This window comes from Mesorhizobium sp. M7A.F.Ca.US.010.02.1.1, from assembly GCF_004023085.1.
In the GTDB taxonomy this organism is placed as follows: Bacteria; Pseudomonadota; Alphaproteobacteria; order Rhizobiales; family Rhizobiaceae; genus Mesorhizobium.
On the sequence record NZ_RZRV01000075.1, the window covers coordinates 1 to 12,583 of the forward strand.

The 12,583-nt window shown below is 62.0% G+C and carries 13 protein-coding genes and 1 pseudogene; 6 read left to right on the forward strand and 8 right to left on the reverse strand.

Annotation, left to right across the window (positions count from 1 at the left end):
• Together EOA19_RS33920 and lhgO are read left to right on the forward strand one after the other, a co-directional pair.
• On the forward strand, positions 1-895 hold an 895-nt coding region (locus EOA19_RS33920), incomplete at its 5' end, for a tripartite tricarboxylate transporter permease (protein ID WP_206638161.1).
• 14 nt (positions 896-909) lie between these two features.
• Positions 910-2,109, forward strand: a complete 1,200-nt coding sequence (gene lhgO / locus EOA19_RS33925; protein ID WP_127297351.1) for an L-2-hydroxyglutarate oxidase — start codon at positions 910-912, stop codon at positions 2,107-2,109.
• Between the two features lie 61 nt (positions 2,110-2,170).
• On the opposite strand, the gene EOA19_RS33930 is transcribed toward lhgO, so the two are convergent.
• The 3 genes from EOA19_RS33930 to EOA19_RS33940 are packed head-to-tail and all read right to left on the reverse strand — an operon-like array spanning position 2,171 to position 4,594.
• Complete coding sequence (locus tag EOA19_RS33930; protein ID WP_127297350.1) at positions 2,171-3,097, reverse strand: dihydrodipicolinate synthase family protein; 927 nt, start codon at positions 3,095-3,097, stop codon at positions 2,171-2,173.
• Positions 3,094-3,798: a ribonuclease activity regulator RraA gene (locus EOA19_RS33935; protein WP_127297349.1), complete on the reverse strand. Its 705-nt coding sequence runs from the start codon at positions 3,796-3,798 to the stop codon at positions 3,094-3,096. The genes EOA19_RS33930 and EOA19_RS33935 overlap by 4 nt, the downstream gene beginning before the upstream one ends.
• 10 nt (positions 3,799-3,808) lie before the next feature.
• Positions 3,809-4,594 (reverse strand): SDR family oxidoreductase, encoded by a 786-nt coding sequence (locus EOA19_RS33940; RefSeq protein WP_127297348.1) that lies wholly within the window; start codon positions 4,592-4,594, stop codon positions 3,809-3,811.
• A gap of 91 nt (positions 4,595-4,685) precedes the next feature.
• Here EOA19_RS33940 and EOA19_RS33945 point away from each other — a divergent pair, with 91 nt between their 5' ends.
• From EOA19_RS33945 to EOA19_RS33955, 3 genes are all read left to right on the forward strand, one after another.
• Positions 4,686-5,579, forward strand: a complete 894-nt coding sequence (locus EOA19_RS33945) for a LysR family transcriptional regulator (protein WP_127297347.1) — start codon at positions 4,686-4,688, stop codon at positions 5,577-5,579.
• Between the two features lie 66 nt (positions 5,580-5,645).
• Positions 5,646-6,581 carry a LysR family transcriptional regulator gene (locus tag EOA19_RS33950; RefSeq protein WP_127297346.1) on the forward strand — a complete coding sequence of 312 codons (936 nt, stop codon included), beginning with the start codon at positions 5,646-5,648 and terminating at the stop codon, positions 6,579-6,581.
• A gap of 128 nt (positions 6,582-6,709) precedes the next feature.
• Complete coding sequence (locus EOA19_RS33955) at positions 6,710-7,867, forward strand: mandelate racemase/muconate lactonizing enzyme family protein (RefSeq protein WP_127297345.1); 1,158 nt, start codon at positions 6,710-6,712, stop codon at positions 7,865-7,867.
• Positions 7,868-7,939: 72 nt separating this feature from the next.
• Here EOA19_RS33955 and EOA19_RS33960 read toward each other — a convergent pair whose 3' ends face one another.
• Genes EOA19_RS33960 through EOA19_RS33970 form a run of 3 tightly spaced genes read right to left on the reverse strand, consistent with a single transcriptional unit; the run spans position 7,940 to position 10,084 of the window.
• Complete coding sequence (locus EOA19_RS33960) at positions 7,940-8,716, reverse strand: LysR substrate-binding domain-containing protein (protein ID WP_128306043.1); 777 nt, start codon at positions 8,714-8,716, stop codon at positions 7,940-7,942.
• A 6-nt stretch (positions 8,717-8,722) separates the two neighbouring features.
• The gene (locus EOA19_RS33965) at positions 8,723-9,319 is read right to left on the reverse strand and encodes a hypothetical protein (RefSeq protein ID WP_127297343.1); all 597 of its coding nucleotides are present in this window, start codon (positions 9,317-9,319) and stop codon (positions 8,723-8,725) included.
• Between the two features lie 21 nt (positions 9,320-9,340).
• On the reverse strand, positions 9,341-10,084 hold the full coding sequence (locus EOA19_RS33970) for a DUF4142 domain-containing protein (RefSeq protein WP_127297364.1): 744 nt from the start codon (positions 10,082-10,084) through the stop codon (positions 9,341-9,343).
• Positions 10,085-10,264: 180 nt separating this feature from the next.
• Here EOA19_RS33970 and EOA19_RS33975 point away from each other — a divergent pair, with 180 nt between their 5' ends.
• A complete protein-coding gene (locus EOA19_RS33975) occupies positions 10,265-10,453 on the forward strand; it encodes a hypothetical protein (protein WP_127297342.1) in 189 nt (62 codons plus the stop codon).
• 605 nt (positions 10,454-11,058) lie between these two features.
• Here the strand turns inward: EOA19_RS33975 and EOA19_RS36250 are convergent.
• Both EOA19_RS36250 and EOA19_RS33985 read right to left on the reverse strand, forming a co-directional pair.
• Positions 11,059-11,217 (reverse strand): hypothetical protein, encoded by a 159-nt coding sequence (locus tag EOA19_RS36250; protein WP_245486452.1) that lies wholly within the window; start codon positions 11,215-11,217, stop codon positions 11,059-11,061.
• 199 nt (positions 11,218-11,416) lie between these two features.
• Positions 11,417-12,583 (reverse strand): annotated as a pseudogene (locus EOA19_RS33985) (ABC transporter ATP-binding protein); the annotation flags it as partial.

Genomic DNA, 12,583 nt, shown 5'->3' on the forward strand with positions numbered 1-12,583 from the left:
CTTCTCCATCGTCGCCGTCGGCCTGTTCGGGCTTACCGCGATCTTCACCTCGCTGGAGGCGAATATAGACAAGCCGGTGGCCAAATACACTTTCGCCTCGCTGCTGCCGAGGATGAGCGACGCCGTTCAGACACGCTGGCAGCTGCTGCAGGGATCGGTGCTCGGTTTCTTTGTGGGCGTCCTTCCCGGCGTCGGCGCCTCGGCGGCGACCATGCTCTCGTACGCACTCGCCAAGCGCCTCTCGCCGACGCCCGAAAAATATGGCACCGGCATCGTCGAGGGCGTGGCAGCACCTGAGGCCGCCAACAATTCAGCGTCCTACGGCTCGATGATCCCGCTGTTCACGCTGGGCATCCCGGGCTCGGCGACCACGGCGGTCATGATGGGCGGATTGATCATGATCGGCCTGCAGCCGGGCCCGCTGCTGTTCACCGAGAATCCGCAGTTTGTCTGGTCGGTGTTTGGTTCTTTCGCCATCGGCAACCTGGCACTTGTGTTCTTGACGCTGTTGCTGACACCGCTGCTGGCGGCAGCGCTTTTCGTTCCGACCGCCTATCTCTATCCAATCGTCATTGCGATCGTCGTCTACGGTGTCTTTGCCATCGATACTTCGACGTTCAACGTAATGCTGACCATCCTGGCAGGCGGTGCCGGAATTATCCTTGCGAGGCTCGACTATCCAGCCGTGCCGCTAATCCTCGGCCTGGTGCTGGGGCCGCTGCTGGAGCGAAATATCCGCCGCACGCTGATCCAATCGCAGGGCGATTTGCTCGTCTTCATCGAGCGGCCCATTGCGCTGGGGCTGTTCATCGCCACAGCTCTCGTGCTCTTGATCCCACTCTTCCTCAAGCTGACCGGGCGCAAGAAGATAGCCGCGGACGAGGCTGAGGTCTAACAGGGCTGCACTATATGACATTTCAATATTGCATCGTTGGCGGCGGCATCGTCGGGCTCGCCACCGCCTCCGATATCCTGGCTCGCGATCCGGCGGCCCGCATCCTGGTCATCGAAAAGGAGACCGGTTTCGGCGAACACCAGACCGGCCACAACAGCGGTGTCATCCATGCCGGTGTCTACTACGCCCCCGGCTCCCTGAAGGCGAAGCTCTGCCGCGAGGGGGCGAAGGCCACGAAAGCCTTCGCGCGCGACAACAACATTCCGTTCGAGGTGTGCGGGAAGCTGCTTGTCGCCACCAGTCCAGTCGAGATGGAGCGCATGGAAGCGCTGAAGCTTCGCGCTTTGGAGAATGGCATTGGCTTCGAGGAAGTAAGCGCGGCGCGTCTGCATGAGATCGAGCCAAACATCGTTGGCCTGGGCGCGTTGCTCGTGCCGTCGACCGGCATTATCAACTATAAGCTGATCTGCGACGCTCTGGCCGAGGGTCTCAGGGCGAAAGGTGCCAAGCTGATGACCGGCACCCGCGTCAAAGGCATCTCGGAAGACGACACCGGCGTGGTGGTGACCACCGATCGTGGCGAAACGATCCGCGCCGAGCAGCTTGTTGCCTGCGCCGGCCTGCAGTCCGATCGCCTGGCCAGGCTCGCAGGGCTCAATCCCACCCACCAGATCGTGCCGTTCCGCGGCGAATATTACACATTGCTCGACGCGAGATCGGCGATCGTCAAGCACTTGATCTACCCGATCCCTGATCCGGATCTGCCTTTCCTCGGCATCCACCTGACGCGCATGATCGACGGACGGGTGACAGTCGGGCCCAACGCGGTGCTGGGCTTCCATCGGGAAGGCTACCCAAAGGGCAGCATCGACCTGGGCGATGTCACCCAGATGCTCGCCTTCGGCGGCTTCTGGAAAATGGCCCGAAAGAATCTCAAGTCAGGCATCGACGAGTTCCGCAACTCGATTTTCCGCCGCGGCTACCTGGAGCAGTGCCGCAAGTACTGCCCCTCGCTCGAGCTCTCGGACCTCGGCCAATCAGGCGCCGGCATCCGTGCGCAGGCGGTTCTGGCCGATGGCACGCTGGTGCACGATTTCATCTTCCTCGACAGCCCGCGCCAGTTGCATGTCTGCAACGCGCCGTCGCCTGCGGCGACGTCCGCTATGCCGATCGCGAAGATGATCGTTGATCGGATCGAGGAGCGATCGCAATGATCTGGGCCCGACTTAATCCATTGCCCCACGTGTATCCCCGGCGGGCGCTCGGCACGCATCGTCACAGCCTTGCTCGCGGGTCCTTTCGAGCCAATCGTTCCAGCAGGTAGTCGACTTCGGATCGACCTGTCGGCGTCAACGACGAGCGCGGGCTGCGCTGCACGTCCGAGGTCATGGCGCCGCGCCGCATCAGCACGTATTTGCGCACCGCCAGGCCAACCCCCTGTTGCTGCTCGAAACGGATCAACGGCAAGTGGGCATCGAAAAGATCGTGGGCTGCGTCGCGCTCGCCTTCGCGGTGCAGCCGGTCGAGCTCGACCAGCATGTCCGGAAAGGCGTAGCCCGTCATCGCGCCATCCGAACCGCGTTCCGGCTCGAAGTCGAGGAACAGCCCGCCATTGGCGGTCAGGATCGAGAATTTCCGCAGATCGCCCGCGGCTTGCAGCTTGCGGATCGCCGAGATCTTCTCAAGCCCCGGCCAGTCCTCTGCCTTCAGCATGACGCAGGACGGATGTTCCTTCATGATGCGCAAGATCATCGGCACCGATAGGATTACCGACAGCGTCAGCGGATAATCCTGCAGGGCCCAAGGCACGTCCGGACCGATTGCTTCTACGCAGTGATGGAAATAGGCGGCGATCTGCTCGTCGCTGCGCAGGTGCGAAGCCGGAGCCAGCATCACTCCGGCTGCGCCGGCCTCCATCACCTCGCGCGCCAGCCTGCGCATGGCGACAAAGCTCGGGTTGGACACCCCAACCACGACAGGGACGCGCGAGCGTGCGATCACGCTTCTTGCGATTGTCAGCGATTCCTCGGGCTCCAGTTTTTGGGCTTCGCCCAGAATGCCGAGGATCGTCATGCCGGTGGCGCCGGAATTCTGGTAGAATTCCGTCAGCCGATCGACCGAACCGTAGTCGACCGACATGTCCGCATTGAACGGCGTCGCCGCGATCGGGTAGACGCCCTTGGCATCGACGCCGAAGGTCATGTCTTCTTCGCGAAAGCGGCATAGCGCGCCTTCGTCTCCTCGTTCATCGGATAGAGACCGGGCAGCGGCACGCCGCGATCGACCTCGGTCATGATCCACGCTTCCATGGCTTCCTGCTCCGGCGCTTCAGCCAGCACCTGGTCGAGAAATGCCGCCGGGATCAGCACCGCGCCGTCATCGTCCACCACCACGATATCGTCAGGAAAGATCGCCACGCCGCCGCAGGCGATCGGCTCCTGCCAGCCGACGAAGGTGAGACCGGCCACTGAAGGCGGCGCGGAAATGCCGTTGCACCACACGTTGAAGCCGGTGCCGAGCACGCCCGCGGCGTCGCGCATCACGCCGTCGGTGACCAATGCGGCGACATTGCGTTTGGCCATGCGCGCGCAGAGGATATCACCGAAAATACCGGCGTCGAGCACGCCCATTGCGTCAGCCACCGCCACGCAACCTTCGGGCATCGCCTCAATCGCCGCACGGGTCGAAATAGGCGAGGCCCAGCTTGCCGGGGTGGCGAGGTCCTCACGTGCCGGCACGAAGCGTAGAGTGAAGGCCGGCCCCACCACGCGCGGCTGGCCTGGACGGATAGGCTTGGTCCCACGCATCCAAACGTTGCGCAGGCCCTTCTTCAGGAGGACCGTGGTGAGGGTCGCGGTGGAGACGCCCTGCAGGGTTTTTACGACTTTCGGGTCAAGGGTCATCGGGTTCTCCTTAGATGCTGGGGATCAAGCCGCCGTCGATGCGAACGACGGAGCCGGTGATATAGGATGCGCGAGGGCTCGCCAGGAAGGTGACCGCGTCGCCATATTCGTGCGGCCGGCCATAGCGCCCGACCGGAATGGACGCCGTGCTTTGGGCGGCTACGTCCTCGACCGAGCGCCCCTCGCGTTTGGCTTTCTGTTCGTCGAGAAAGGTAATGCGTCCCGTGGCGATGCGCCCGGGCAAAACGATATTGACGGTGATGCCGTCGCGGCCGACTTCGGCCGCCAACGTCTTCGACCACCCGACCAGTGCCATTCTGAGCGCGTTCGACATGCCGAGGTTTGGGATCGGCGTCACCACGCCCGACGAGGTCGATGTGATGATGCGGCCCCATTTGCGCCGGCGCATGCCGGGCAGCACCGCATCGGTGACGGCGATCACCGAACGCACCATGCTGTCGAAGAACTTCGACCAGTCCTCCGAAGATTGGCCGGCGGCCGGCGTCGGCGGCGGGCCGCCCGTATTGTTCACCAGAATGTCGACGGAGCCGAAGGCCTTGTCGATCCAGGCCAAGCGTCTGTCGATGGAGGACAGGTCGCCGATATCCCAGCCCATTGTCAGGGCCTCGTTGCCGGCGCCCTTGATGCCCGAGGTGGTGTTTTCCGCCGCCGCTTCGTCGATGTCGGCGACGACCACGCGCACGCCTTCGCCGGCGAGCGACCGCGCGATCGCCCCGCCCAACCCGCCGCCGGCTCCAAAGACGAGCGCGACCTTACCCTTCAGTTCGAGATCCACGGAAAATCCTCCAGTTCAAGGCGGATTATCAGCAACGATGCACAGAAGAAAACATGGCTTGCCGTATAATTTGATGATAGTTTTTCTATCGATGGAATCACGCTTCCTCGAAACCTTCCTCCTCGTGGCCGAACTCGGTTCGCTGGCCGAGGCAGCCCGCCGTCTAGCAATCACGCCGGCCGCCGTGGCCCAACGCATGCAGGCGCTGGAGGACGAATTCGGCAGACGGCTGCTGGTACGCGCGGGCCGCGTGGTGCAGCCGACCGATGCCGGCCATGCAATTCTGGAACAAAGCCGCAGAATCCTTGGCGACATCCGCCACCTAAAAACCCTTGCACAGACCGATTCGCCAGCAGGTGAGATGAGACTCGGCGCCATATCGACCGCGCTGACCGGCATCCTTGCGCCCGCCCTGCGGCACCTTGTCGACGCGGTTCCTTCAGTCGAGGTCTTCGTTCTCCCTGGCACTTCCACTGATCTCTATCAGGCGCTCGGCGACGGAAGCATCGACGCGGCCATATTGGTGCGGCCGCCTTTCCCGATCCCGAAATCGCTGCATTGGAGCGTGCTCCGGACCGAGCCCATGATCCTTCTTGCGCCGAGCGCCCTCGCCGCGAGCGATCCAGAACAGCTGCTCGCAACGCGGCCCTTCATCCGGTATGACCGCAACAATTGGGGCGGCCGGCTGGCCGACGAGTGGCTGCGCCGCCAGAAGCTTCGACCCCGGGAGTGGCTGGAGTTGGATTCATTGGAAGCCATAACGGTGATGGTGAGCAACGGCCTCGGCGTTTCCGTTCTGCCCGACTGGGCGCCGCCATGGCCGGAGGGGCTGTCAGTCGCGCGCCTGCCACTGCCCGGCCTGCCGCTGGTGCGCGAGATCGGCATGCTGTGGCCGCGTAGCGCGCCTTCGGGGCGGCTGGTGCGTGTCCTTCTAGATGCCTTTGAGGCAGTCTCGTCAGCCGGAAAGAGGGCCGGCGATGCTTGATCCGTCTAGCTGCAGCCATGACTCCAGTGCTGGCGTGGCCAGGGGGGACCTCGGGGTGCGGCACCAATGAGCGGACCGAAACCACCGCAGGACGCGAATGCGGCCGCTTTGGCGCGAGTCAACCTCAAGCTGTTGCAAACTTTTATGCTGGTCGCCGAAAACCGCAGCTTCAAGGAGGCCGCCGACCGGGCACATCGTTCGCAGTCCGCCATCAGCATGCAGATAAGGCAACTCGAGGACCAACTCGGCGCCAAGCTGTTCAACCGCACCACGCGCGACGTCAAGCTCACGCCTGAGGGGAGCAAATTGTTCGCCAGCACCCAGCGCGGCCTGCAAGAGGTCGGCATCGGCTTGCGCAACGTCCAGGAGGCATTGGCCATCCGGCGCGGCCAGGTCGCGCTGGCCTGCGCGCCCACCATCGCCTCGACCCATCTGCCGCGTATCCTCGCCGAGTTCGAACGCGACTATCCTGGAATCAAGATGCTTCTGTCGGAACTCAAGTCCGCCGACCTTTACCGGGTGATAGAGGCCGATGCTGTCGATTTTGGCATAGGCCCGATCTCCGACGATCCGGACCTCGATTTCGAGCCGCTGCTTGACGATCCGCTGCACGCGCTGATCCCCAGGCAGATGTGCCCGCACAATCGCCGCACCATCACGCTGGCGGAACTGTCCAGCCTGCCCCTGCTCCATTATCACACCACCACCCTCATGGGGGCGATGCTCGAGCGCGAGGCTGCCTCCCGCAGCATCGCGCTGAATGTTCGGTACCGCTGCATCCAGGCGGAGACACTCGTCGCGATGGCCGAGGCCGGCATCGGCGCGGCAATCCTCACCCAGTCGATCGTCCGTTTCGCAGAGCCGAACCAGTCGCGCGCCTACAAGATAGTCGAGCCCGAACTCGTTCACCGCTACGGCATCGTGCGCAAGCGCGGCAAAGAGCTGTCGCCGGCCGCCGAACGGCTCGCGCAATTGATCCGGGTGTCGCTGCGCCAGACCTGAAGGCCGGCCCGATCCGGGCGACTTCAGATTTTCAGAATAATCGATAGGATTTTTGAATTTTTTCTGAAGTTCGGCTTCCGCTAGAGATGGCCTTCCCGGCACACGGAACGTCGGGAAGGAGGAACGTCGTGCTTCAGGATGTTTATGTCCAACAGGACAACAATGTCGTCGAGACCAGGATCAAGATTGCTCGTATCCAAGCGCACAAGCTCGCCAACATCCCGATCACGCCGCCTCCCTATCGCGATATGCCGAACAAGGAAGGCGCACTGCTTCTCCAGGTCGAGACCAATGACGGCCTCGTCGGTTGGGCCACCAGCGGCTACACCCACCATGTCGCCATCGAGCTGATCAACAAATACATCGCGCCGAAAATCGTCGGTGAGAATCCGATGCGCACCGAACGCATTCCCCTGCTGTTCGACCGCGCCAGCTTCGAACGGCCGCTGGGCAGGACCCTGATCTCCGCGCTGGCGATGATCGACATCGCGCTCTGGGACATCAAGGGCAAGATGCTCGGCCAGCCAGTGCATCACCTGCTGGGCGGCGCGCGCGACAAGGTGCCGGTCTACGTCACGCACGGCGCGGCGTACGATAACGCGCCGGTCTATTCGCCGGAGGAACTGGCTGCGGAGGCGACCCACCTCGTCAACCTCGGCAATAACCATCTCAAGAACACCGTCGGCCGTCAGCCCATCCCTGATCCGAAGGATGACTACATCCGCATGAAGGCGATGCGCGAGGCCGTCGGCCCGGACGTCAAGCTCGCCATGGACGGCAATCTGCGCATGACCCTGGCCCAGGCGGTGGAACTGTGCAAGCGATGCGAGGAGCTCGACATCAGCTTCGTCGAGGAGCCGCTTTACTACAACGATCCGAGGCTGCTGCGCGAGCTGCGTTCGAAAACGATCGTCCCGGTCGCTGCGGCAGAAAATGAGAAGTTCTCCGCACGCGACCTGATCCTGGCCGACGCGGTCGACTATATACAGCCCAATGTAAACAATGACGGCGGCTACTCGGCGGCAATCCGCACGGCCGCCCTTGCCAAGCTCTTCCATATCCCGCTCTCGCACGGCAACGGCAATGGCCCCCACAACATCGCGCTGCATGCCGGCCTGTCGAACGGCGGATTGGTCGAATACCACTTCCACAAGTGGATGGCCTACAACGCAATCTTCAAGAGCGTCCCGCAACCCAAGAACGGGTACCTTACTGTGTCGCAGGAGCCGGGGCTGGGCCTCGAGCCCAAGGACGGCCTAATCAAGGAATTCTCGGTGCAGATGTAGCACGCGAGCATGCCTACGATTTCGTCGAACTCCCAGTGCCCAAAGTCGGCCAGGTCGACACGAAGGAGGCTATCATGGCGGGCCGGAATCGAACGCCCCGACAAGTGCGCGGATTAGCGCCTGGATCCGCGCGGTCTTGTAGAGATCGGCATGGGCGACGAGCCAGACATCGAAATCGGCCGAGCGCTCGGGCATGATCCGCACCAGATCCGACTCGGTGTCGGCGCGGTAGCAAGGCAGTTCGGCGACGCCGATGCCGGCTGCTGCCGCCTCGACGAGGGTGATGGATGATGATGTCCGGAACACCACCTTGCCACCGCCGGTCGGCTCTCCGCAGAAGGCGAAAGGCATCGTCGGCGCCACCGAGTGCTGGTATGCGACGAGATCGTGATCCGAGAACCCGTTACCGGGGGCGGGCGTGCCACGCGCGGCGAGATAAGCGCGGGAGGCATAGATCCCGGTCTTGAGGCTTGCGAGGCGGCGCACGATCAGATCGGGCGCGTCCGGCCGGATGGTGCGGATGGCGATGTCGGCCTCGCGCCGGGTTAAGTTGGCGATATCTTGCGAGGTCAGGCAGACGACCTCGATGCCGGGATGTTCAGAGCGCATGCGGGCGATGGCCGGAATGACGAACCGCTTGCCAAGCGAGTCGGTCGTCGCCACCCGCACCGAACCGGTCAGCTGCTCGTCGAGTCCCGTCACCCGTCGCTCCATCTGCGCGACGGACCGCTCGATCGCTTCGGCCGGTTCGACCAGCGCTTCACCGGCCGACGTCAGCACATAAAGGGACGGCGTGCGAAGGAACAGTCGCGCGAAGTAGGACAAGGCGGCTGTAGCCGCCCTTGTCATTTCAACTCAAACGTTGCGACGACCTCTGGCGCGTTCCAGGTCATCTGCTGTGTAGACATCCGCCGTTGGATCGAAGCCAGTCCAGCCGCCTGCTTCGTATTCGTTTCGCCGGCCGGCGATGTCGACGGAATCGTATTGCTTCAGGATCTGTTCCGCGTTCGGGACAAGATCGTCTTCGACCCTGGCTGTGACCATCGTTCCGCCACGCCGAACGCCTTCGGCATAAACATGTGCGTCGTTTTCAGGCACACCGGACTCCGTCATCGCGCCTATGATGCCACCAGCGGCGCCACCAACCGCAGCACCGCCAACCGCGCCCACCGCAGTGGCTACCAGCCAGCCTGCGGCAACCACGGGACCGACACCAGGTATCGCCATCAGGCCAAGGCCGGTGAGCAGGCCGCCGGCCCCGCCGATAACAGCACCGACACCAGCCCCGGCTGCCGCATCCTCGCCAGCCTCAGACGCTTCGCCTGTGTGCCAGCCGCCCGAGTTATTGGCCACGATGCTGATATCGTCGTGCGGAACGCCTGTGGCTTCAAGCTCGCCCACAGCGTCGCTTGCTTGATCGTAGTTGTCGAAGAGGCCTGTTACGGTTTTCATCTAATTTGTCCTTGGTTGTGATCAATTGTTGCCGGCAACGACGTTGCCTTGAAAGTCGAGAGCGATGGGTACGGATTTGCCGTCCTTGCTCGCGGTTCCACGCCAGATGCCCTTGTCATCCTTCGTCAGGGCGGAGACGTCCGCGTAACCTGCCTTCTCGATGGCGCTCTTGGCCTGGTCCTCGGTGAAGCTGTTGGCCCCAGGCACCGGCGCTGCAGGATTTGTGGTGTCCGAATTGGACACGGCTGGTGCGGTGCTATCGGCGGCAGGAGCGTCAGCCGCGACCTTGCCGATCATCTCCTGATGCATTTTGAGCGTCGGCAACGTCTCGCTTGCAAACGACTTGAGAGCGGCATTGTCGCCGTCCTTGGCGTAGCTTTCAAACAGGCTTACAGCGTCGGCATGCGCCGCCTTCTGCATGTCGGCATACGGTGCATCGACTGGCGTGGCAGCTGACTGCAACTTGTCGACTTCGCTCTTGTGGGCAGCGTCGAGGTCGGAGGGCACCTGCAATTTTTGTTCGCCGGCAATAGTCTCGAGCTTGCCGTTCGCAGCACCATGGTCGGAGATCATCTTCTGAGCGAAATCCTTGAGGGTCCGATCTTGGAGCTTGTCTTGAGCGACCTTGCTGGACTGCACTTCGAACATCCCGCCGATCGCGGCCTTCGTGACGAAATCCTGGGCCGTTTCTGCTGACAAGGCAGGCAGTACAAAGGCCATTGCGGTGGCGATCGACAGCGACGCCACGCGTAGTTTGATTCTCATGCTGAGGTTCCTTGGATGAAGAGGACGATGAACTCCAACCTCCTGGCGGACGGTTTGTTCCGGACGGTGACAAATGTCGGAATAGATTTCGGGGCGCCATTCCCGTCGTCGCAAAGCAGGCAGGTCCCGGAACCTCAGACCGATCGAAGAGTTGCCATTGCTTCGCAAAGGAGAGCCCTGATGGCGGAAAATTCCGACGACAATAAAGTTGGCAAGCGTTCTGGCAAAGAGCCTGAAGCAGACGCGCGAGGCCAATCAGAAAAGCACCACAAAGGCGGAAAGAACGACGGTGTCTCAAGCGCCAATCCGCGCATTTTATCGGGCGAGAAGGATGGCGACGCCACATTTCCTCTGAAGCGGAAAAAGTGACAGCAGCGTCATTCCAGCGCTGGCCGAACCAAATCACGACTACGGCTCTGCGACCAACCGCTTGCGCCCAGCACGCCATGGATAGCCACGGCGAGATTCCTGCGGAGCGGACGTCGCTCAGCGACGCCAGCCTGCCGAATGTTGCCGGCCAGCAAGGAATAGACCGTGATAAGCGCGGGTTGCGACCGCTGGCAGGTTAGAACTCACGTTGGCTTTGCGATCGGCTCATCGCTGCCGACAATCGGTGACCTATAATAAGGGGGCATGTCCACGCGCCGAAAAAACAAAGCAACAGAGAAGCTGATTGGAGAGTGGCCCTTAAGCCCGGCTGCAGCTCTGGCGGTGTCGCTCTACGCATCACGATTCATCCTCCTCTCCTGAAAGATAGCTACGTTGCAGGGCAAGATATATGCGTCAATCTTGCCGGGGCGAATGGACCTTTTCGACCGCTTGCGGCGCAAAGCAGTCCACATGATGCCGGACGCTAAGGAGGTCGGCTTTTAGCCCGATCCCGAAAGCTGCCGGTCCACGGTCGTGAAGAGTTTCGGGCGCCGGCAGGCGTACGAAAGTCGCCGAGGAAGGAACCTGCGGGCCACAGGCGATGGTTACGGGAATTTCGATTTGCGGCTGGTGTCGGCGATGGCTCGACCGCCGCCCGGAATCTGTGGGTTTGATGCGGACGGACCGTTTCGCCTTTCAGCCACGCGGTATTGTCGGCTCGTCGCGCGGCCGGACGCGACCCGTTCGGCGTCGATGATCACCATGGACAAGCGTGGGTCCGTTGCCGGAGGCTGAGTGCCTGCGGCTGAAGGCTGGAAAAAGCAGACATCACAGGACTGCGTCGTAGGTCTCGATACGCGTCGCAGCCGACTGAAGTGGAGCGCTATCATGCCCCTTCAAGCAGGGTGGACGGACGGCAGGTGCCTGGGTAGACGACCCTCTCTTCCTGTCCACCTCGCGAAGTCAGATTTTCCGACCGGCCAGCAGCCTTGTCAGCCAGTCCGGATTCATTTCCGGAACAGAGGACAAAAGCCGTTCGGTGTAGGCCGCGTGCGGTGGCGTGAGAACCTCGCTCTTCAATCCCTGTTCAACGACTTTGCCCTGATGCATGACGACGATTTCGTCGGCTATCGCGCGCACGGTAGCAATGTCATGGGTAATGAAGATGTAGCTCATTCCGAGTTCACGTTGGAGACGTATGAGGAGCTTGAGAATTTCCTCTTGGACGATCTGGTCGAGCGCGGACGTGATCTCGTCGCAGATGACAAGCTCCGGATCGGCAGCCAACGCCCGAGCAATGCAGACGCGCTGTTTTTGGCCACCCGACAGCTCACCAGGCAGGCGTTCCAGAAAATCTTCGCTCATCTCGACCATGTGCATAAGTTCGCCGATCCGGCGATCCCTCCGCGCGCCCTTAAGGCCGAGGTAGAATTCGAGCGGCCGAGCTATGACTCTCTTCGACCGTTTGGCGCGGATTCAGGGCGTTGTCGGGCATTTGATAAATCATCTGTATGCGGCGCAGGACCTCCTTCGGCCGCGTCTTCAGGCTCGAGGAAAGAAGCTGGCCGGCAAAAGAAATCGAACCTGAAATTGGCGGCAAAAGGCCGGTGACGACTCGAGCGAGCGTCGATTTCCCCGAACCGGATTCGCCAACCACAGCCACGGTTCTTCCGCGCGGAACCTTGATGGAGACATCCTGGAGCACCTTGACCTTTCCTGCATAGGCCGCGGTAACGTTGTCTATCGTCAGCAGATAGTCATCGGCTGGAACTTCGGGCTTGGCGAGCTTGCGTACGGCCCAGAGCGTTTTTGTATATTCCTGGCTGGGCGAGGCCAGCATCTGGCGCGTGTCAGCCTCCTCCACGGTTCGTCCGTGGCGCAGAACTATGATGCGATCCGCCATTTGCGCCACCACCGCCAGGTCATGCGTCACGTAGATTGCAGCGGTGCTGAATTCCTCCACGATGTTGCGAATGGAAGCTAGAACTTCAACCTGCGTGGTTACGTCGAGCGCCGTTGTTGGCTCGTCGAATATTATGAGGTCCGGACGACAAGCCATTGCCATCGCTGTCATTGCCCGTTGCAACTGCCCGCCGGAGACCTGATGAGGATAGCGAAAGCCTATGGTCT